An 18,596-nucleotide genomic window follows, 5' to 3' on the forward strand; every position below is an offset into this window, starting at 1 on the left:
CCCTGATGAGAAATGAATGTAGAATCAGGGGGGCAACAGAGGAGATACACGATGCCCAAAGATACTACCGTTTTACCCTCCAACGAGGTTACCGACCCCGATGAAGAGAAGCGCTCCTACCGCAAATTTAGTGAGGAAGAGAAGCTTCGGATCCTAGCAGAAGCAGAGCAGTGCAAGGAGCCGGGTCAGCTAGGCGAGCTGCTGCGCAAAGAGCAGATCTACAGCTCCCATCTGACCAAATGGCGCCGACAACTGCAAGCACAGGGGCAGGCTGGCCTGAAAGGGAAACAGAGTGGTCGCAAACCGAGCCTAGACAAGCGAGATAAGGAGATAGAGCGTTTAAAGAAGGAAATTCAGCGTCTTAGCCAACGGTTACAGCAGACCGAAGGGGTGATTGCGCTCCAAAAAAAAGCCTTCAGCTTATTGGAGCAGATGAACACAGAGATAAGCTTATGAGATTAGTTGAAAAAGAGTGCCCCAGTTCGGTGAGCATAAGAGCCGCTTGCGATAGCCTAGCGCTCTCGCGTGCAGGCTACTACCGCCGACAGGCTCCGGTTGTCTCCCCCCGAGCGAGCCTTCCAAGACCCGTCGCAGCCAATGCGCTGAGTGAGGCAGAGAGGCAAGCCGTTCTGGGGCTTTTGAACAGCGAACGATTCTATGACCAACCTCCGGCAGAGATCTATGCTAGCCTGCTGGATGAAGGGAAATATTACTGTTCAATCAGTACGATGTATCGGATCCTTCGTGCTAATCAACAGACGGGAGAGCGGCGAGCTCAAAAACCGGCCAAATCACACGCTATCCCCCGATTACGGGCGACCCGCCCGAATGAGGTTTGGACATGGGATATCACTAAGCTTCCCACCACAGAGCAGGGTAACTTCTTGAATCTCTATGTGGTGATGGATCTCTACAGCCGTTTTATTGTGGCTTGGATGGTCTCAAGGAAGGAGAATAGTGAGCTCTCCAAGCTGTTAATCAGTGACGCAGCGGCTCGCTATCGGGTCGCGCTCAGTGGCTTAACACTGCATCAGGATAGAGGTGTGCCGATGACCGCCAGAGGCTATCTCGACTTGATGGCCGAACTGGGGATCACCTGCTCCCACAGCCGTCCACGAGTCAGTAACGACAATCCGTTTAGCGAGAGTCAATTTAAAACACTCAAGCAACAACCCGATTATCCTCAACGATTTACAGGAGTTGACCATGCCAGAATATGGTTTAGTGACTATGTTGACTGGTACTGTTTCCACCACCACCATCGAGGGATTGCGTGGTTCACTCCAGAGCAGGTATTTACCGGTCGTTACAAGGAGGTTAGCGAGCAGCGTGAACAGGCGCTGAAGCAGGCCTATCAGCAGCATCCGAAACGCTTTATTCATGGTGAGCCCAAGGTTAAGCAACCCCCTACTGAGGTATGGATTAACCCCGCTCTACCGGAGGAGGGGGTGGGGTCGCTGGAGGTCAACTATCCAACCCTGAATAGAGCGAAGGAGAGATGAGTGACGGTGCCGCTAGTGGGTCTATCGTCGATGGCTTTAGCCGGTTGTGGTGGCTGAATGACAGAGCGTTATCCATAGCCCGCCCCCCGGAGACCCCCTTATTATCGTAGGGGGGCGGGCTGTGGGTAACGCGGTGCAGGAGGGAGGTTCCTAGATTAGGGGTTGCAGTTCGCCTTGCAGCTCCCCCTTGCTGAAGGGCTTGGCTCTTGCGGCAAAGGGCCATGAGGGTCATGTTCGCTCCTTGTTGCGTCATGACTCAACATAGGCGAAATTTGCCGGTGAGGGCAGTGGCAATCACCGGCTAGATTTAGAGCTTTATTTTTTTAACAACTGGTCTCAAATTACTTGACAGCTTCCGTACTCAACAGGAAGTAGGGAAAATCACATTGATGGCGTCATCTATATCGAAGGTGAAACGGCTAACATTGCCGACTTAATCGATTTTAACCCCGACTATATCTACCATCTAGGCGAATATTCACGGGTAGAGCAGAGCTTTGATGATATCGAAAAGGTGTGGCGTTATAACAAAGATGGCATCTTTTCTGTGCTTCAGTTCTGCCGCAAAACCGGAGCGAAGCTCATCTACGCCGGCAGTAGTACTAAATTCGGAGATGGCGGCTTAGGTCGCAGTCAAAGCCCCTATGCCTGGACAAAAGCCAGCAATACCGAACTGGTCGAAAACTATGGCGACTGGTTTAATATCCCCTATGCGATTGTCTATTTTTACAATGTTTACGGTAAGCGAGAAATTGCTACCGGAAAATACGCCACGCTCATCGCCCTGTTTAAAGAGAAAATGTTACGCGGTGAACCGTTAACCGTGGTTAGCCCGGGCAGTCAAAAGCGCAACTTTACTCACATTGATGACATCATTAACGGCTTAGTCTTAGTCGGTGAGAATGGTTACGGCGATGAGTTTGGGATCGGTAGTCCCGAATCCTATACCATTTTAGAGATTGCACAGATGTTTGGCGGCGAAATTGTGATGTTACCCGAACGCAAAGGTAATCGTATGACTGCAGATGTGGTGACCAGTAAAACAGAGGCGCTTGGTTGGTGTGCGCAAAAGACGATACAAGACTATATTGATGAGTTTAAGCAACAATTAGAAAAGTAGTCTTCATAATTTCTCTATTATGATTAGCTCATTGCACCCTACTGCCATTGGTGGTTTTATCGATATATTATTGCTCCTAGCGCAACAAGGCATACAGCTTTTTATTAGTAGTCACTCCTACTTCGTAGTAAAAAAACTCTATCTTCATGCTCTGCAAACCCGACACTCCGCACACCTTGAGCATCAGGAACTATTTCCCCAGATCTAGTTATTTTCAGCGTTAGGTGAGACTCACATGGCATCACACATCAGCACGGGTTCAATGGAATCCCCTCAATATTACCGTAGCGAAAACCTGGATCATCTGGGTTTGGTTGCAGGCATGTACGATGAGCTGGGGATCGGCAGTCTCATCGATGCATTGATACTTCAAGACGGGAAAAAACGTGTCGTCTCGATTGGCCAGGCAGTTAAAGCCATGGTTTTAAATGGTTTGGGCTTTGCCAATCGCGCGCTGTATCTGACAGAGCAGTTCTTCAGCAATAAACCCGTGGAACGCCTCATTGGCCCAAATATTGAATCAGCGCATCTGAATGACGATGTATTGGGGCGCGCTTTGGATGCGATATGGAACTACGATCCTTCAGTGCTCTACCCACAGCTCGCATCACAAGCGGTGCACAGGTTGGGATTGTCGTGCCGTTTTGGACATCTGGACTCGACCAGTTTTCATGTTGATGGTCGGTACAACAGTGATGAAGAGCCGGAAGAGGGTGTCATTCAGCTCACCAAAGGCTACAGTCGTGATCACCGCCCCGACCTGAACCAGGTGGTACTGCAACTGATTTGTGAGCGTCAAGCCGGAATCCCATTACTGATGCAGACGCTGAATGGTAATAATAGCGATAAAGAGAGCTTTCGTGAGATGGTGACCGATTTCACCGAACAGATGGATAGCGATTTCAGTATCGAATACCTGGTTGCCGACAGTGCGTTGTATACAGCCGATACACTCAGTTCGATGAATCACCTGCTGTGGATTAGTCGGGTACCGGAAACGCTGAATTTGGCACGCGAGATCATCGATATGACGGCTCCTGAATGGATACACACTCCGGAACAACCCGCCTTCCGCGCGCTGGGGGTCAACTATGGCGAGGTTAGGCAGCGTTGGGTCGTTGTGTTTTCACCAGAAGCCTACCAGCGTGCTCAGAAAACTATCAATAAACAGTGTGGCAAACAAAGTCTGGCTGAGTTGAGGGCATTTACCAAGCTATGCAAGCAAAATTTTGCCTGCGACGCTGATGCCCGCCAAGCGTTGACTCAATTTGAAACGACGCTGAAGCTGAATACTCTCAGTGAGGTGGAGATCAACGCTATCCCGCGCTTTAAGGGTAAAGGCCGACCCGCACAAGGGCGGCAACCCGACTATTTCGATTATCGCATTGAGGGTGCGATGGCTGTAGATCTTCAAGAACGCACCCGTCGCTTGCAACGCAAAAGTTGTTTTATCCTCGCCAGTAATCAGCTCGACGATCAAGCCTTACCGCATGAAGAACTCATTGCGGCCTACAAAGACCAGCAAAAAGTCGAACGCGGCTTCCGCTTTCTTAAAGACCCAATGTTTATGGCATCGACACTGTTCCTTGAGTCACCTAAGCGCATCATGGCGCTGATGATGGTCATGACTCTGAGTCTGATGGTGTACGCCGCTTTGGAACATCGTATTCGGGAACGACTGGCGGCCTGCGACGAAACCTTCCCCAACCAAAAAGGTAAACTCATCAACAATCCTTCTGCACGCTGGGTTTTCCAATATTTTTCGGGTATTACATTGCTTGTTATTGCGGAAACGCAGGAGCTTGTGCTGAATCTGAATGAGTATCATATCGCTCTGGTAAACATGTTGGGTGAGCGCTATTCCAAGTTATATTCTGGAAGTGGATGATGTCGTGCGGAGTCCCGGGCAAACTCAAAGATCACTGCCTATTTTCTGCGCAACGCCAGCCTGCACATGGTAACAGCACGATCTGCTGGATGGAATACCGGATAATGAAATTATTAATGAATCGATCCGGCTGTTTGATCAAGAGATGGCAATTGCGCTATGACAAAATCGATCACGGTTACCGAATCAGGCATCGATTTTAGTCCGTATGATAGCGATGATCTATTTCAGATAGAAAAATCACCCCGCGCTAGGTGACTCTGGTTATTCCAGCCATACCCGATGGCATGATGCCAGCAGCTAGTGACAGCTTTCGTCAGCACTGGAAAACGGAGTGTTTACTCTGGGGGATTTCACAAAGCGATATTTGGGTCATAAACCAGAGTCGTGCTGCGCGGATTGGATTGATCAAAGTGTAGTGGAACCTATACTGATACAGTCATAATCGCCCGAATACACTGCCGATGTCACCGGCTTAGGCACACTGCGCCTGCTTGAATCGATACGGTTTCTCGGTTTAGAGAAAAAGACCCGTTTCTACCAGGCCAGCACCTCCGAACTTTACGGACTGGTGCAGGAGATCCCACAAAGAGAGACCACTCCATTCTATCCGCGCAGCCCCTATGCTGCGGCAAAGCTCTACAGCTACTGGATCACCGTCAACTACCGCGAAGCCTATGGTATGTACGCCTGTAACGGTATTCTGTTTAACCACGAATCACCGCGCCGTGGCGAAACCTTCGTTACCCGTAAAATAACCCGCAGCCTCGCCAATATCGCCCAGGGCTTAGAGAAAAAGCTCTACCTTGGTAATATGAACGCCCTGCGTGACTGGGGCCATGCCAAAGACTATGTGCGGATGCAGTGGATGATGCTCCAACAAGAGCAACCGCAAGATTTTGTCATCGCCACCGGCGTACAGTACAGTGTGCGCCAATTTGTCGAAATGAGTGCTAAAGAGCTAGGTATTACGCTTGCGTTTAGTGGGGAAGGGGTAAATGAGACAGCTACTGTCAGCGCTATCGAGGGCAATAATGCCCCCGGTCTGAAAATCGGCGATGTAATTGTCACTGTCGACCCACGCTACTTCCGTCCAACCGAAGTGGAAACTCTGCTCGGTGACCCAACCAAAGCCAAGCAAGAGCTGGGCTGGATACCGGAAATCACCTTACAAGAGATGGTTAAAGAGATGTTTGCCTACGATTTGGATCAAGCTAAACGACATGCACTGCTGAAAAAACATGGCTATGATGTGGCAGTTACAAAGGAATAAAAAAGTTATCCTTTGTAGTGTGCGGCTATCTGAACCGAAATAACCCAACTACCGCCGAAAAATGAAATTTGAATATAGCGCTTACAAATAAATTACGGCTGTTACAGTTCAAACCCTTTGATACTTCAACCGAAGCAGGGCGAGCAAACGAACGCTATCGTCTAGCACTTTGGGGAAGCATAGCCAATGTGCTAAGTAGTGCAATGGGCCTACTTGTGCTAATTATCACTGTGCCGATGACACTCGGATATCTGGGAGAAGAACGCTTTGGTGTCTGGATGACCTTTGCAAGCATGGCGGCTATGCTCTCATTTTTAGATTTAGGTGTTGGTAATGGTCTGATATCACGGGTAGCGCAGATGAGTTCTGGACAGATTGAGTTGCTGCAACTAACGATTAGTCGTGGTATTACTCTGCTGTTTATTATCGGGCTGGTAATCGGGCTGATTGCGGCATCAATAAATAGCTACTTTCCATTAGCTGATTTAATAAAAGTCGAGTCCGAGTTAGCTCGTTCGGATGCGGAACAGTTGGCTTGGTATTTTATAACGCTATTTTCGTTAAGTATTCCTCTGAATGGAATTGGAAAAGTGATGCAAGGACTGCAAAGAAGTTATTGGAACTATTTTGCTCGCTTAGCGGGGTCAATTATTTCACTTTTCCTGATTTTTTGGCTATCGAGTATTGAGGCTCCACCTAGTCTGTTATTATTAGCGACATACGGTGTGCAAGTGATCCTCTCCGGCAGCTTGGTGTTATATCTCTATTATCACAACCTATTGACAGCCAAGCTATTTAATTCAGCGGGTACGAAAGCAGAAATGCTTCATCTGCTTAATACCGGTGGGCTTTTTTTGGTTTTACAGGTTGGTACGATGATAGGCTGGGGGGCTGATGCGCTAATTCTCTCTTCATTAGCCGGTGCTGTTGCGGTGACGCAATATACCATTGTGCAACGAATGTTTCAGTTTGTCTCTTTACCGTTAAGTATCATGAATAGTCCGCTATGGGCGGCTTATGCAGAAGCAAAAGCGAGAGGGGATATTCGTTTTATTAAGCGTACGCTAGCCATCTCATTTTTTGGTACGTTAGGTTTGGCAGTGATTATCAGTAGTTTGATTTGGTCTGTGTCAGGGTTTTTATTGCAACATTGGATTGGGACTAGTGTAGATATACCGGATGGACTCATACTGGCTTTTGCGATTTGGGCTGTTTTTGAGGCGTCTGGCACAGCTTATGCTATATTTTTAAATGGTATTCATCTTGTTAGGCCGCAGGTGTTGGCAGTAATTATATTTTGCGTAATCGCTTTACCGGGTAAAATTGCCCTTGCTCCAATATTTGGAAGTCAATCTGTTGTGTTTGTAACCATTGGCGCCTATTTTTTTTCAACAGTAATTGTGTACATATATGTGCACTATGCAATAGTGAATAACGCTTTATTTTTGAATAAAGCATGAATAAAATTTAGTATTTATTTTGGAAGGTTTATTTTGATAAATAAAATTAATGCTCTTATAAAAAGAGGGCTGGGCCCAGTTTCTCAAAAGATTGATAAGTTAAATTATAATCAAGGAAAAATGGCGATAAAATCCTTATTGGAAATGAAGTCAACGAATCTTACTGATTATGAGTTTTGTGTGTTTTCGCAATTCGGTGAGGACGGAATAATTCAAAAATTAATTTCTGATATTGATATTCAGCATAAACGTTTTATCGAATTTGGTGTTGAGAATTTTTCAGAGTCAAATTGCCGTTATTTAATGATGAATAATAACTGGTCTGGTTTTGTTATTGATGGTTCAGAAAGCAACATAAATGAACTCATGAATGCGGAATATTTTTGGAAATATGACCTGCAGGCTTGCGCGAGTTTTATTACCAAAGAAAATATAAACACTTTGTTAGATAAAAGTGGGTTTGATGGTTCGTTGGGACTTCTTAGCATCGATATAGACGGTAATGATTATTGGATGTTGTCGGAGTTGAACGAGAAATGGAAGCCTGAAATCTTAATTCTTGAGTATAATGCTGTTTTTGGTGCGACAAGAAATATAACTGTGCCATATGATGCAGGTTTCATAAGGTCTAATGCGCACTACTCTAATTTATATTTTGGCGCTTCGCTTGGGGCATTAACCAAGTTAGCCAAGAAAAAAGGATACTCTTTTATAGGCACAAATAGCGCTGGAAATAATGCATTTTATGTGAGAGATGATGTATTGCAAAAAACTACTATTCCTGAGGTAACAGTAGAGCAAGGTTTTACTGATTCTAAATTTCGCGAATCACGAGATGCAAATGGTAAATTAACATTTTTCAGAGGCAGTGATAGAAACAAAATCATTAAAAAAATGGTGGTAATTAATGTGGATACAGGAAAAGAAGAACTGTTGTAGACTATGAAAATCGCCCTCGACTACCAAACCTTCTGTAACCAAAGCTACGGCGGCATCTCCCGTTACTTTGTCCGCTTAGCCGATGAGCTAAATAAATTAAATGTAGAGACAAAAATCTTTGCACCCCTACATCGAAATCGCTACATTTCGGAATTAGATGAAAAGTTGGTAAAATGCAAAGAGATTAACCGCTATCCCCCGAAAACGACCCGACTCTTTTTACCTTTTAATCGTCTTGTTACTCAACAGTGGCTAAAAAGTTGGCATCCCGATGTAGTGCATGAAACCTACTATGCCCGAAAAACAGCAGCACCAAACACAACGCCTAAAGTCATTACTGTTTATGACATGATTCACGAACTCTATGCTAAAGAGTTCTCCCCTCGCGATAATACGAGTGAGCTTAAAAAGATAGCCGTTCAACGCGCTGACCATATTGTCTGTATCTCAGAAAATACCCGCAAAGATTTAATCGAAATATTTGATCTACCGGCAGAGCGTTGCAGTGTGGTCTATTTAGGCTTTGATCGATTTAGCCACCCGTATAGACAGCAACAGCCACTCTCTACTCAACCATATCTGCTCTATGTCGGCGCAAGAGGGGGGTATAAGAATTTTACTGCCTTATTGAAAGCAGTAGCCGCATCGGCATGGCTAAAGCAGAATTTTCATATAGTCGCATTTGGAGGGGGGCGGTTTAGCCAAACTGAGTGTGAGCAGATTAGACAGTTAGGCCTATCACCAGAACAGGTGAAGCAGGTTCAGGGCGATGACCAACTGCTCGGTCGATACTACACCGAGGCGACTGCTTTTATCTATCCCTCTATCTATGAAGGCTTTGGCATTCCTCCGCTTGAGGCAATGGCGCATGATTGCCCTGTGATCTGTAGTAACAGCAGTTCAATGCCCGAAGTGGTGGGTGATGCGGGGATCTATTTTAATCCCAACAGTAGGGAAGAACTGACTGCTCGATTAGAAGAGACACTACAATCCACAGAGCAACTCCAGCAATTAAAAGCGAAGGGTCAGCAACGACTTAACTTCTTCTCTTGGCAAAAATGTGCGCAAGAGACACAACAGATCTACCAACAGGTATTAAATGGCTAACACAGGGCAAAAAAGAGCTTTGATTTGTGGGGTTTCCGGACAGGATGGCAGTTACCTCGCGCAACTACTATTAAATAAGGGCTATGAAGTATGGGGAACCTCGCGTGACGCAGAGGGTTCATCATTTAATAATCTCAAAAGGTTAGCTATCCAATCAAAGATTCGTTATCTGTCCATGGTGCCAGAGGATTTTCGTTCGGTTTATGTAGCTGTTACTAAAGCCGAACCTGATGAAATTTACTATTTGGCGGGGCAATCTTCCGTAGGTCTGTCGTTTGAACAACCGGCTGAAACGATACAGAGCACCACCATTGGAACGCTCAATTTGCTCGAAGCATGTAAGCTCTTTAACCCAAAAATCCGGTTATATCATGCCGGTTCAAGCGAATGTTTTGGTGATACTGAGGGCGTGCCGGCAATAGAACAGACCCCATTTTCGCCGCGCAGCCCTTATGCAGTTGCTAAAAGTTCCGCCTACTGGCTGGTGGCTAATTATCGTGAAGCGTACCATCTCTATGCCTGCACCGGTATCCTATTTAATCATGAGTCGCCTCTGCGTCCATCTCGATTTGTTACCCGAAAAATAGTCGATACGGCAATACGCATTGCCGCAGGAAGTGATGAAAAGCTGATATTAGGCTGTACTGACATCAGTCGTGACTGGGGTTGGGCACCGGAATATGTGGAGGCGATGTGGTTGATGCTACAGCAAGATCAACCGGAAGATTACATTATCGCGACAGGTGAAAGTCACTCATTACGCTACTTTGTTGAGCTGGTGTTTGACTATTTTCATTTAGATTGGCAAGCCTATTTACAGAGTTCATCCGATTTTATTCGCCCTTCAGAGCTATTAGTGAGTCGTGCGAATCCGAAAAAAGCGGCTGAAAAGCTCAATTGGGTGGCGCAGAGTAGACTAAAAAGCGTGGTTGAACAGATGATTACCGGTGTGATGGCGCACCAAAAATTACTTTAACCTTTTAACTTTATGAATAATGTAGTGACCAAAAAAGCATTAATCACCGACATCACCGGTCAAGACGGCTCCTATCTCGCCGAATTTCTACTCGAAAAGGGCTACGAAGTCCACGGCATCAAGCGTCGTGCCTCTAGTTTCAATACCCAAAGGGTGGATCATATCTAATCGGCATGAACCAAGTGCGCAGGCGGGTTCAGCTCTCTTGACCATGCTTTGAGATTTTGATTCGAAAAGGAATGTTTAATGACATCAGAAAAATTTATGGCCTTTCTACAATCAACCAAGCAGTCAAAACCGTGCATTGATTGGGATGCTAAAAAGTCTAAGTGGCTCAAGCAGGTTGATACATTATATTGTTTGATTCAGGAAAGTTTTTCAAGCTTTGAAAAAGAGGTTTCTTTGAAGCGCTCGACAATAGATATTAATGAAGAATTTGTTGGGTGTTATGAGACCGAACGGCTAACACTTGAGCTACCGAGTGCAGAAGTTACCTTTACACCTAAAGGCTTAAATGTCATTGGTGCGCAGGGTCGTGTCGATATAGAGGGGCCTGCGGGCAAGGTTAAACTTGTTTTAGTACCTAAATCGGCTTCTAAAGCAAAAATACAGATTGATTTTGAGTCTGAATCATCTGAAGAGTTAAATGAAAACTCAGCACTGGAAGATATTGTTTGGAAAATTGCCACGCCTGCGCCAAATATTCGTTTTATCGATTTGACTCAAGAAAATTTGCTGGATGCCATTATGGAAGTTGTTAATGGCTAAACATTTGCTTCGCTCGAATGAACATCAATCTCTTGACGATATTGTGGCTTTTCGTTTAGATATGGTTGATGGGGTTACGCTTTTGTATCAAAGTGTATCTCAATATGAGCGCTTTCGATTAATGAACAGACAGGAACTACAGGCGCAAAAGCAAGCACGCTTAATGGAGTTGGGTTATCAAACTACTTTTTCAGTATTGTCAGCGATCGAGGCAGTTTTAAAGTTAGACTATGATCAGAGAGTCATAAATCGTTTAAAAGACCCTTTGAGCAGAGAGTTTCGGAAACTGCATAAATCAAAAGGGCATCGTATTTTATTGGAGGATGACATTTTAGCTAACTGGCAGTTGCATTATCAGAATGCAGCTAGTGTTATTCAACCGCTGATTAAAGCATTCAGGTTTCGACATTGGTTAGCGCATGGTCGTTATTGGCAACCCAAGTTTCAGCACTATGACTTTGATGATGTTTATATCCTTGCAGATGCCGTTTTAACTCAATTTCCGTTAAAAAATTAAGATTAACCTTATGAAAATAATAACTATCTGTAGATCTAATCAATGATTACTCGGTTAACCCTAAAACAGTTCAAGATTCATAAAGAGAGTGTCATAAAATTTAGCCCACTCTCCATTCATTCTCGATCCCAGTACTGGGGCTAGTGAGGGGAGTTGATCAAACGATGAGCGAGGCTTAGGTTTTTAAAAAATGCCAAAGCGCCACAGTGCCAACCCAACTAGACGATTGATCGCCCAACAAGATATTAGCAAAGAAATGATTGAAGTCATCTTCAATCATGCCAAATATATTAGCAGTGGGCATCACAAACGCTATCCGGCGAACTATGGCTTCAAGGTCACAAACCCAAGACTGCTTTGTGATATAGACCGAGTGATTAAACTCGAAGAAGCGGAGGTTTTATCAAAAAACGGCATAAAACATGGCATGTTTAGCACACCATTATTAAATGGTATGCCAAAATATATCTGGAGTGTATCGGATAACAGTGAGGTTTATGAATCAAAAACAGATCCAAATACGCCTTGGTTATATCATGGTTATCCGCTTACAGAAGAAGACAGTATGTGTCTTTACATATTCGAAAACTGGAGAATACGAAGTGCAAGCATGGAAAATTGATGCCGAGTGGGAAATGCTTGATAAGGGTACTGCTCAAGAAATCGCCTGCTACGCTAAATTGGGTATTTATGCAAATAATCTATGCCTTACCCAAGGATACGATGCGCTTCAACAAACCCTAAGAGAACAACCTTATCTTTCAGCCTATCATTTAGCAGAATGGCTTGCATGGAATTGGTGGCGTTTGTGTTGGGAGCCAAAAGCCGATAAAGCGGATAAGTTGGGCTGGGCAATGTCACATAAAATTACCAATATTGGTAACGGCTATATCTGGCCAAATCTGACTATGTTCTCAGATGGTTATCGCACAGCACTAATTAGCAAACCGAGTTCTTCAACAACACAAACCGCGTTTCGCTATCTAACCGATAGCAGTCAAATCATTACCTCCCGGGCATGGGAAAATGGAGTAGATGATTTTATTGACAAGGTAATTCAGCGTCTTCATGTAAATGGTGACTATCAATCTAACCTAGAAAGCATTTGGCTAGGCGTGTGTGAAGAAAGAAACGACCCCAAACAAACATCATACCGCAAGTTCGAAGCGCTGTTAGGTTATGACCCTGATGAAGCCCCGGAATTAGAGATTCAAAAACTAATAGAAGGGCAGACTACATTAGGTCAAAATGCGACAGAAGAGCTTGCCGTAAACTATCAAAACCGAGCATTACCTAGTGTCACCGAATTGCAAGCAATACTGCAAAAAAATGGCACAGAAATAAAAATTACCGATCAAGTTCGAGTTGAAATAAAAGACTTAAATCGAACGGAAATGGCTGCATGGGAAATTGGCGTCAATATGGCCAAACAGGTAAGATATCAACTTGATAAAAATGAACCGCTCATAACAAATCAAGTTTTAACAGAGCTGGCAGGTGTCAAGTCAGATACATTAAATAGTGAATGCCATAATCCACTAGATTTACCCTATAAACTTACGCTAGAAAATCAAAAAAGTTATGTGTTACTGCGCGCCAAAAGAGACACTGCAAAACGATTTGAACTTTCAAGATTATTGGCCGATTCACTCTTTTGCCAGCAAGATAATTTGGCGTTAGCTACGAGAACCTATACCTACCGCCAGAAACTTCAGCGAGCGTTTGCCGCTGAATTATTGTGTCCAGCAGAACAATTAGTAAATGAAATGAGAAATGACTACTCGGATGAAAACCAAACGAGTGTTGCGGATACCTTTGGTGTTTCCCCGCTTACGGTAAAAACGATTCTGACGAACCATGGCTATATCGAGCGCGACTTTGACTCCATACTGAGCGTTGCATGAAAAAACCTACAATGTTCCAATTTGCGTGTTGGGATACCAACAATGGTCACCGTCTTCACAAATGACCTCCCACTGATCACCTCGGGAAGTTATATGGTAAAGTGCGCCGTCAGATTGGATTTTGACTGGTCTAGTCATAAAGTTTTTGTAACCAATATGATACTTTATTTTTAGACTTAACCCCGTTATCTCTACTCAATTTTATAGTAAGGGAATATACAATTATGACCAAAAAAGCATTAATCACCGGCATCACCGGTCAAGACGGCTCCTATCTCGCCGAATTTCTACTCGAAAAAGGCTACGAAGTCCACGGCATCAAGCGCCGCGCTTCCAGCTTTAATACCCAACGGGTCGATCACATCTACCAAGACCCGCACGAACCGAATCCGAAGCTGAAACTGCACTACGGCGACCTCTCCGATACCTCTAATCTCACCCGCATCCTTAGCGAAGTGCAACCGGACGAAGTCTATAATCTTGCGGCGCAGTCGCATGTAGCGGTATCGTTCGAATCACCGGAATACACCGCTGATGTCACTGGATTAGGCACGCTGCGCCTGCTGGAGTCGATTCGCTTTTTAGGGTTAGAGCAGAAGACCCGTTTTTATCAAGCAAGCACTTCAGAGCTGTTTGGTTTAGTACAAGAGGTACCCCAGCGCGAGACCACGCCATTCTATCCGCGTAGTCCTTATGCCGTAGCAAAGCTCTATAGCTACTGGATAACGGTTAACTATCGCGAAGCCTACGGCATGTACGCCTGCAACGGTATTCTGTTTAACCACGAATCGCCACGCAGGGGTGAGACCTTTGTTACCCGTAAAATTACCCGCAGCCTCGCCAATATTGCCCAAGGGTTAGAGAAGAAGCTCTATCTGGGCAATATGAATGCCCTGCGCGACTGGGGACATGCGAAAGATTATGTGCGCATGCAGTGGATGATGTTACAGCAGGATCAGCCGCAAGATTTTGTGATTGCCACCGGAGTGCAGTACTCAGTACGCCAATTTGTCGAAATGAGTGCGCAACAGCTGGGGATTACCTTGGCGTTTACGGGTGAAGGTGTGAACGAAATCGCGACCGTCACTGCGATTGCGGGAGATAATGCCCCGGCATTAAAAGTGGGCGATACCATTGTTGCGGTCGATCCGCGCTACTTCCGTCCGACTGAAGTCGAGACCCTGCTCGGCGATCCGGCTAAGGCTAACTCGGAACTCGGTTGGGTGCCGGAAATTACGCTACAGCAGATGGTGGAGGAGATGGTGGCGTATGATTTGGATCAGGCCAAACGTCATGCGCTATTAAAGCATCATGGTTATGAAGTGGCGGTAACTAAGGAGTGATAACCCATGAGTACACTAACTTTTGATACGCATCAGTTTGTAAAAAAGTTACAGGCGGTTGGCTTTTCAGAAGAACAGGCTGAGCTCTTTGCATCAGAACAGAAAAGACTTATTGAAGAGCAGTTAGTTAGTAAAGAACACTTTGATATGAAACTCAAAGAGTTGGAGTATTCGTTAACGATTAAGTTAGGATTAATGTTGGCTGCCTCAATGGCACTTATTGTGGGTATTCTGAAAATAGCATGATACAATTGAGTGACAGAGTTTATATTGCGGGCCATCGTGGCTTAGTCGGTTCGGCAATCGTCCGTCAGTTACAACAGCGCGGTTTCACCAATCTGGTTACCCGAAGCCATAACGAACTCGACCTTACCAATCAACAGGCGGTAAACGACTTTTTTGCGACGGAACGACCCGATTATGTCATATTAGCAGCCGCTAAGGTGGGTGGGATTCATGCGAATAACACCTATCCGGCGGAGTTTATCTATCAAAATTTGATGATAGAGGCTAATGTGATTCATGCGGCCTATACCCATCAGGTTAAACGGCTACTCTTTTTAGGTAGTACTTGTATCTATCCGCGAGCGGTGCAGCAGCCGATGCAGGAGCAGGCGCTGTTAACTGATACGCTAGAGCCGACTAATGAGCCCTATGCGATAGCAAAAATTGCCGGAATTAAGCTGTGTGAAAGTTATAACCGGCAGTATGGTACCGATTACCGCTCGGTGATGCCGACCAATCTTTATGGCATAAATGATAATTTTCATCCCGAAAATTCGCATGTCATTCCGGCTCTAATGCGCCGTTTTCATGAGGCGAAGCTGCAAAATCAGCCGGAGGTGGTGGTGTGGGGTAGTGGCAAACCGATGCGGGAGTTTCTCTGTGTCGATGATATGGCGGCGGCGTCACTGTTTGTGCTGGAGCTAGATGAGGCAACTTATCAGGCGAATACCGAGCCGATGTTATCGCATATTAATGTCGGGACGGGTAAGGATATTACCATTCGGGAGTTAGCCGAGACGATGGCCGAGGTTGTGGGATATAAGGGGCAGGTTGTATTTGATAGCTCTAAGCCTGATGGACCACCGCGAAAACTGATTGATGTGAGTCGATTAACGGCGATGGGGTGGCGGTATCAGATAGAGTTGAAGCAGGGATTAGCCCAGACCTATGCTTGGTATCTACAAAGTGTAGATTAAGTTCTGACTAAGGGCTATCCGATGAACAAAACCAAAGTTGATGATATGTTAATTGAGATGATCTCGCCGCAGATTAAGGAGATTGAAGAGCGCTTTAGTCGCGGTGAGGGGGTAAATCGGGATGATATTAACACGCTGCTGTTAAAATCGCACACCGAATCTATGTTGATGGAATATGGCGGTAATGCGGCCATTTTGATAGACATGAACGATTGCTTGCGTGCCGTTTGCTATTGATATAGTTATATTATTTGCATAAAACTTAGCGGACAAAGAAGCGGACATGAACAGTGATGCCGGTAATATGCCTCTGGATCGAGGAGAGTCGGTTTCGTTAATGGAGCCGATGAGGTTATCAGCTACTTCACGCTATAGAACCGATCTGATCGATCTGGCTATGGAGTTGGCAGCACAAGCATCTGGTTTACGCCGTAGCTTGGCCGATAGCACGCTAGCCGCTCTGGCTGACCTACTGCGATCAATGAACTGCTACTACAGCAATCTCATTGAAGGACACGACACCCATCCGATTGATATTGATCGTGCGCTAAAAAACGACTACAGCACTAATCCGGAAAAGCGTAATCTGCAAATCGAAGCGCTAGCGCATATCGCAGTGCAACAGTGGATTGATAATGGGGGGGTTAATGGACGGGCTTTAACCGTGTCAGGTTTAAGCGAAATACATCAACGCTTTTGTGAGCGCCTGCCTGAGCCACTATTGTGGATCGAAAATAGCGATAACAACGAACGGTTACCGGTTATTCCGGGTGCGCTGCGCCAAAAAGATGTTCGGGTTGGTCAACATATTGCGATTAGCCCCGGAGCTATTCCGCGGTTTTTGCAGCAGTTTGAGCGAACTTACCATGCTCTTGGTAAAGCCGAGACGATTATCGCCGCAGCGGCCGCACACCATCGCCTGCTGTGGATACATCCGTTTCTTGATGGTAATGGTCGTGTTGCACGCTTAATGTCTCATGCTGTATTGCAGGAGAGTTTGGAATCAGGGGGGATATGGTCGATTGCGCGTGGGTTGGCGCGCAAGGTAGAGAGTTATAAATACCATTTAGCTCAGTGTGATAATCGCCGCCGCAATGATCTTGATGGTCGTGGTCATTTGAGTGAAGAGAGCCTTGCTGCGTTTAGTCGTTTTTTTCTTGAGACTGCGCTGGATCAGATTAAATTTATGGAGCAGTTACTACAGCCTGAGCAGATGCGCGAACGAATTTTACGCTGGGCAGAAGAGTCAACTCGTGCGGGGCAGCTTCCTCAACATAGTAGGCGGGTTATTGAGGCACTGCTATATCGGGGATCGTTACCTCGTGGTGAAGTTGCCGGCTTGATGGGAAGCAGTGATCGCCATGCGCGTCGCATGGTTGCTAGTTTGATTAAAGCGGGTATTATGGTTAGCGAGACACCAAGAAAACCGTTACAGTTTGCCTTTCCTGCTCAGCTAGCTCCCTATTGGTTGCCTGGGTTGTTTCCTGAGCATCATTAAGAGTTTTGATCGGCCTTGTTCATCGTTTCGTCATCTGGCGATTGGGCAAAGCATAGCGTGCCCAACCCCTAACGGACTGATGAAAGCATTGAAAGCATGAACAGGGCCAAAATGCGTTTAAATTAAAACCAGCGTCAAACGATCAAACAAGCCGCAATTGAGTGTTTTAATGAGCGAGCTGTTGTGCGTCTGTTTGGGTCAAAGCTGAATGACGGTAAGCGGATCTATGCGTGGTATCTACAAAATGTAGATTAAGTTCTGACTAAAGGCTATACGATGAACAAAACTAAAGTGGATGATATGTTAATTGAGATGATCTCGCCGCAGATTAAGGAGATTGAAGAGCGCTTTAGTCGCGGTGAGGGGTTAAATCGGGATGATATTAACACACTGCTGTTAAAATCGCAGTACAACCATATTAATCATTTGGATGAAAAATTAGATGAGGTCGCGGCTGACATTGCTAGCCTTAAAGACGAGTTTAATGATTTAAAAGGTGAGTTTGGTGATTTGAAAAGTGATTTCAATAGTTTACGGGGAGAGTTTAAGCTTCTCGAAGCAAATGTGAATAATCGCTTGGATCTGTTTGAAAAAAATATGGATGTGTTTGAAAAAAACATCGAGCTCAAAATCAGCCAAGCCATCAACACCAATATGCGCTGGTCGATTGGGATTATTGCCTTAATTGTCACCGTGCTGAAATTGGCAGATATGTTTATAGCGAAGTAGGGGGTTGTTATCAGTTGATAGCAGTTGTGAGCGGGGTTGCTATAAAATGCGTTTAAGTCAAAAACAACGGGCAGTTATCAAACAGGCGGCAATAGATTGTTTTAGTCAGCGGGCTGTTGTGCGTCTGTTTGGATCGAGGCTGGATGACAGTAAGCGCGGCGGCGATATCGATCTGCTTATTGAGACAGATATAAGTCAGCCGGATGAGTTGGTTAAAGCTAAAAATCGGTTTTTGGCTCAACTCTATCGTGAGCTAGGGGAGCAGAAAATCGACATTTTAGTCGATTATCCTAATCGGGAAAATCGACCGGCAATCTATTCGGTTGCGTACGAAAAAGGGGTTGCATTGTAGTGAACGAGCGCGAGAGCA

General features: G+C 45.4%; 19 protein-coding genes and 3 pseudogenes. All 22 read left to right on the plus strand.

Annotation, left to right across the window (positions count from 1 at the left end; translation table 11 throughout):
• Nucleotides 1–12 precede the first annotated feature (12 nt).
• Nucleotides 13–456 (plus strand): hypothetical protein, encoded by a 444-nt coding sequence (locus tag D5085_10660; protein ID QEP43542.1) that lies wholly within the window; start codon nucleotides 13–15, stop codon nucleotides 454–456.
• Nucleotides 453–1,502: an IS3 family transposase gene (locus D5085_10665; protein ID QEP43543.1), complete on the plus strand. Its 1,050-nt coding sequence runs from the start codon at nucleotides 453–455 to the stop codon at nucleotides 1,500–1,502. Before D5085_10660 ends, D5085_10665 begins: the two co-directional genes overlap by 4 nt.
• A gap of 385 nt (nucleotides 1,503–1,887) precedes the next feature.
• Nucleotides 1,888–2,622: an NAD-dependent epimerase/dehydratase family protein gene (locus D5085_10670; protein ID QEP43544.1), complete on the plus strand. Its 735-nt coding sequence runs from the start codon at nucleotides 1,888–1,890 to the stop codon at nucleotides 2,620–2,622.
• A gap of 25 nt (nucleotides 2,623–2,647) precedes the next feature.
• Nucleotides 2,648–2,767, plus strand: a pseudogene (locus D5085_10675) (ATP-binding protein).
• Nucleotides 2,768–2,884: 117 nt separating this feature from the next.
• Nucleotides 2,885–4,510 (plus strand): IS1634 family transposase, encoded by a 1,626-nt coding sequence (locus D5085_10680; GenBank protein QEP43545.1) that lies wholly within the window; start codon nucleotides 2,885–2,887, stop codon nucleotides 4,508–4,510.
• 445 nt (nucleotides 4,511–4,955) lie between these two features.
• Nucleotides 4,956–5,783 (plus strand): annotated as a pseudogene (locus tag D5085_10685) (GDP-mannose 4,6-dehydratase).
• A gap of 203 nt (nucleotides 5,784–5,986) precedes the next feature.
• The gene (locus D5085_10690; protein ID QEP43546.1) at nucleotides 5,987–7,243 is read left to right on the plus strand and encodes a polysaccharide biosynthesis protein; all 1,257 of its coding nucleotides are present in this window, start codon (nucleotides 5,987–5,989) and stop codon (nucleotides 7,241–7,243) included.
• Between the two features lie 45 nt (nucleotides 7,244–7,288).
• Nucleotides 7,289–8,182, plus strand: coding sequence for a hypothetical protein (locus D5085_10695; protein ID QEP45135.1), 894 nt, complete (start codon nucleotides 7,289–7,291; stop codon nucleotides 8,180–8,182).
• Between the two features lie 3 nt (nucleotides 8,183–8,185).
• On the plus strand, nucleotides 8,186–9,289 hold the full coding sequence (locus tag D5085_10700; protein ID QEP43547.1) for a glycosyltransferase family 1 protein: 1,104 nt from the start codon (nucleotides 8,186–8,188) through the stop codon (nucleotides 9,287–9,289).
• On the plus strand, nucleotides 9,282–10,265 hold the full coding sequence (locus D5085_10705) for a GDP-mannose 4,6-dehydratase (protein QEP43548.1): 984 nt from the start codon (nucleotides 9,282–9,284) through the stop codon (nucleotides 10,263–10,265). The genes D5085_10700 and D5085_10705 overlap by 8 nt, the downstream gene beginning before the upstream one ends.
• Before the next feature lie 12 nt (nucleotides 10,266–10,277).
• Nucleotides 10,278–10,430: pseudogene (locus tag D5085_10710) on the plus strand (NAD-dependent epimerase/dehydratase family protein).
• Between the two features lie 81 nt (nucleotides 10,431–10,511).
• Complete coding sequence (locus tag D5085_10715; GenBank protein ID QEP43549.1) at nucleotides 10,512–11,033, plus strand: hypothetical protein; 522 nt, start codon at nucleotides 10,512–10,514, stop codon at nucleotides 11,031–11,033.
• Nucleotides 11,026–11,550: a hypothetical protein gene (locus D5085_10720; GenBank protein ID QEP43550.1), complete on the plus strand. Its 525-nt coding sequence runs from the start codon at nucleotides 11,026–11,028 to the stop codon at nucleotides 11,548–11,550. The genes D5085_10715 and D5085_10720 overlap by 8 nt, the downstream gene beginning before the upstream one ends.
• Before the next feature lie 190 nt (nucleotides 11,551–11,740).
• Nucleotides 11,741–12,172, plus strand: a complete 432-nt coding sequence (locus tag D5085_10725; GenBank protein ID QEP43551.1) for a hypothetical protein — start codon at nucleotides 11,741–11,743, stop codon at nucleotides 12,170–12,172.
• A gap of 184 nt (nucleotides 12,173–12,356) precedes the next feature.
• The gene (locus tag D5085_10730) at nucleotides 12,357–13,454 is read left to right on the plus strand and encodes a hypothetical protein (protein ID QEP43552.1); all 1,098 of its coding nucleotides are present in this window, start codon (nucleotides 12,357–12,359) and stop codon (nucleotides 13,452–13,454) included.
• A gap of 224 nt (nucleotides 13,455–13,678) precedes the next feature.
• Entirely contained in the window at nucleotides 13,679–14,797 is a 1,119-nt protein-coding gene (gene gmd / locus D5085_10735; protein QEP43553.1) for a GDP-mannose 4,6-dehydratase, read from the plus strand.
• A 6-nt stretch (nucleotides 14,798–14,803) separates the two neighbouring features.
• Nucleotides 14,804–15,043, plus strand: a complete 240-nt coding sequence (locus D5085_10740; protein QEP43554.1) for a DUF1640 domain-containing protein — start codon at nucleotides 14,804–14,806, stop codon at nucleotides 15,041–15,043.
• 5 nt (nucleotides 15,044–15,048) lie between these two features.
• Entirely contained in the window at nucleotides 15,049–15,999 is a 951-nt protein-coding gene (locus D5085_10745; GenBank protein ID QEP45136.1) for a GDP-L-fucose synthase, read from the plus strand.
• Between the two features lie 21 nt (nucleotides 16,000–16,020).
• Nucleotides 16,021–16,236 carry a hypothetical protein gene (locus D5085_10750; GenBank protein QEP43555.1) on the plus strand — a complete coding sequence of 72 codons (216 nt, stop codon included), beginning with the start codon at nucleotides 16,021–16,023 and terminating at the stop codon, nucleotides 16,234–16,236.
• Nucleotides 16,237–16,336: 100 nt separating this feature from the next.
• A complete protein-coding gene (locus tag D5085_10755) occupies nucleotides 16,337–17,497 on the plus strand; it encodes a Fic family protein (protein QEP43556.1) in 1,161 nt (386 codons plus the stop codon).
• Between the two features lie 276 nt (nucleotides 17,498–17,773).
• On the plus strand, nucleotides 17,774–18,226 hold the full coding sequence (locus D5085_10760; GenBank protein ID QEP43557.1) for a hypothetical protein: 453 nt from the start codon (nucleotides 17,774–17,776) through the stop codon (nucleotides 18,224–18,226).
• Between the two features lie 46 nt (nucleotides 18,227–18,272).
• Entirely contained in the window at nucleotides 18,273–18,578 is a 306-nt protein-coding gene (locus tag D5085_10765) for a nucleotidyltransferase domain-containing protein (protein QEP43558.1), read from the plus strand.
• Nucleotides 18,579–18,596: the final 18 nt, after the last annotated feature.

It is taken from the genome of Ectothiorhodospiraceae bacterium BW-2, assembly GCA_008375315.1.
Lineage (GTDB): Bacteria > Pseudomonadota > Gammaproteobacteria > Thiohalomonadales > Thiohalomonadaceae > BW-2.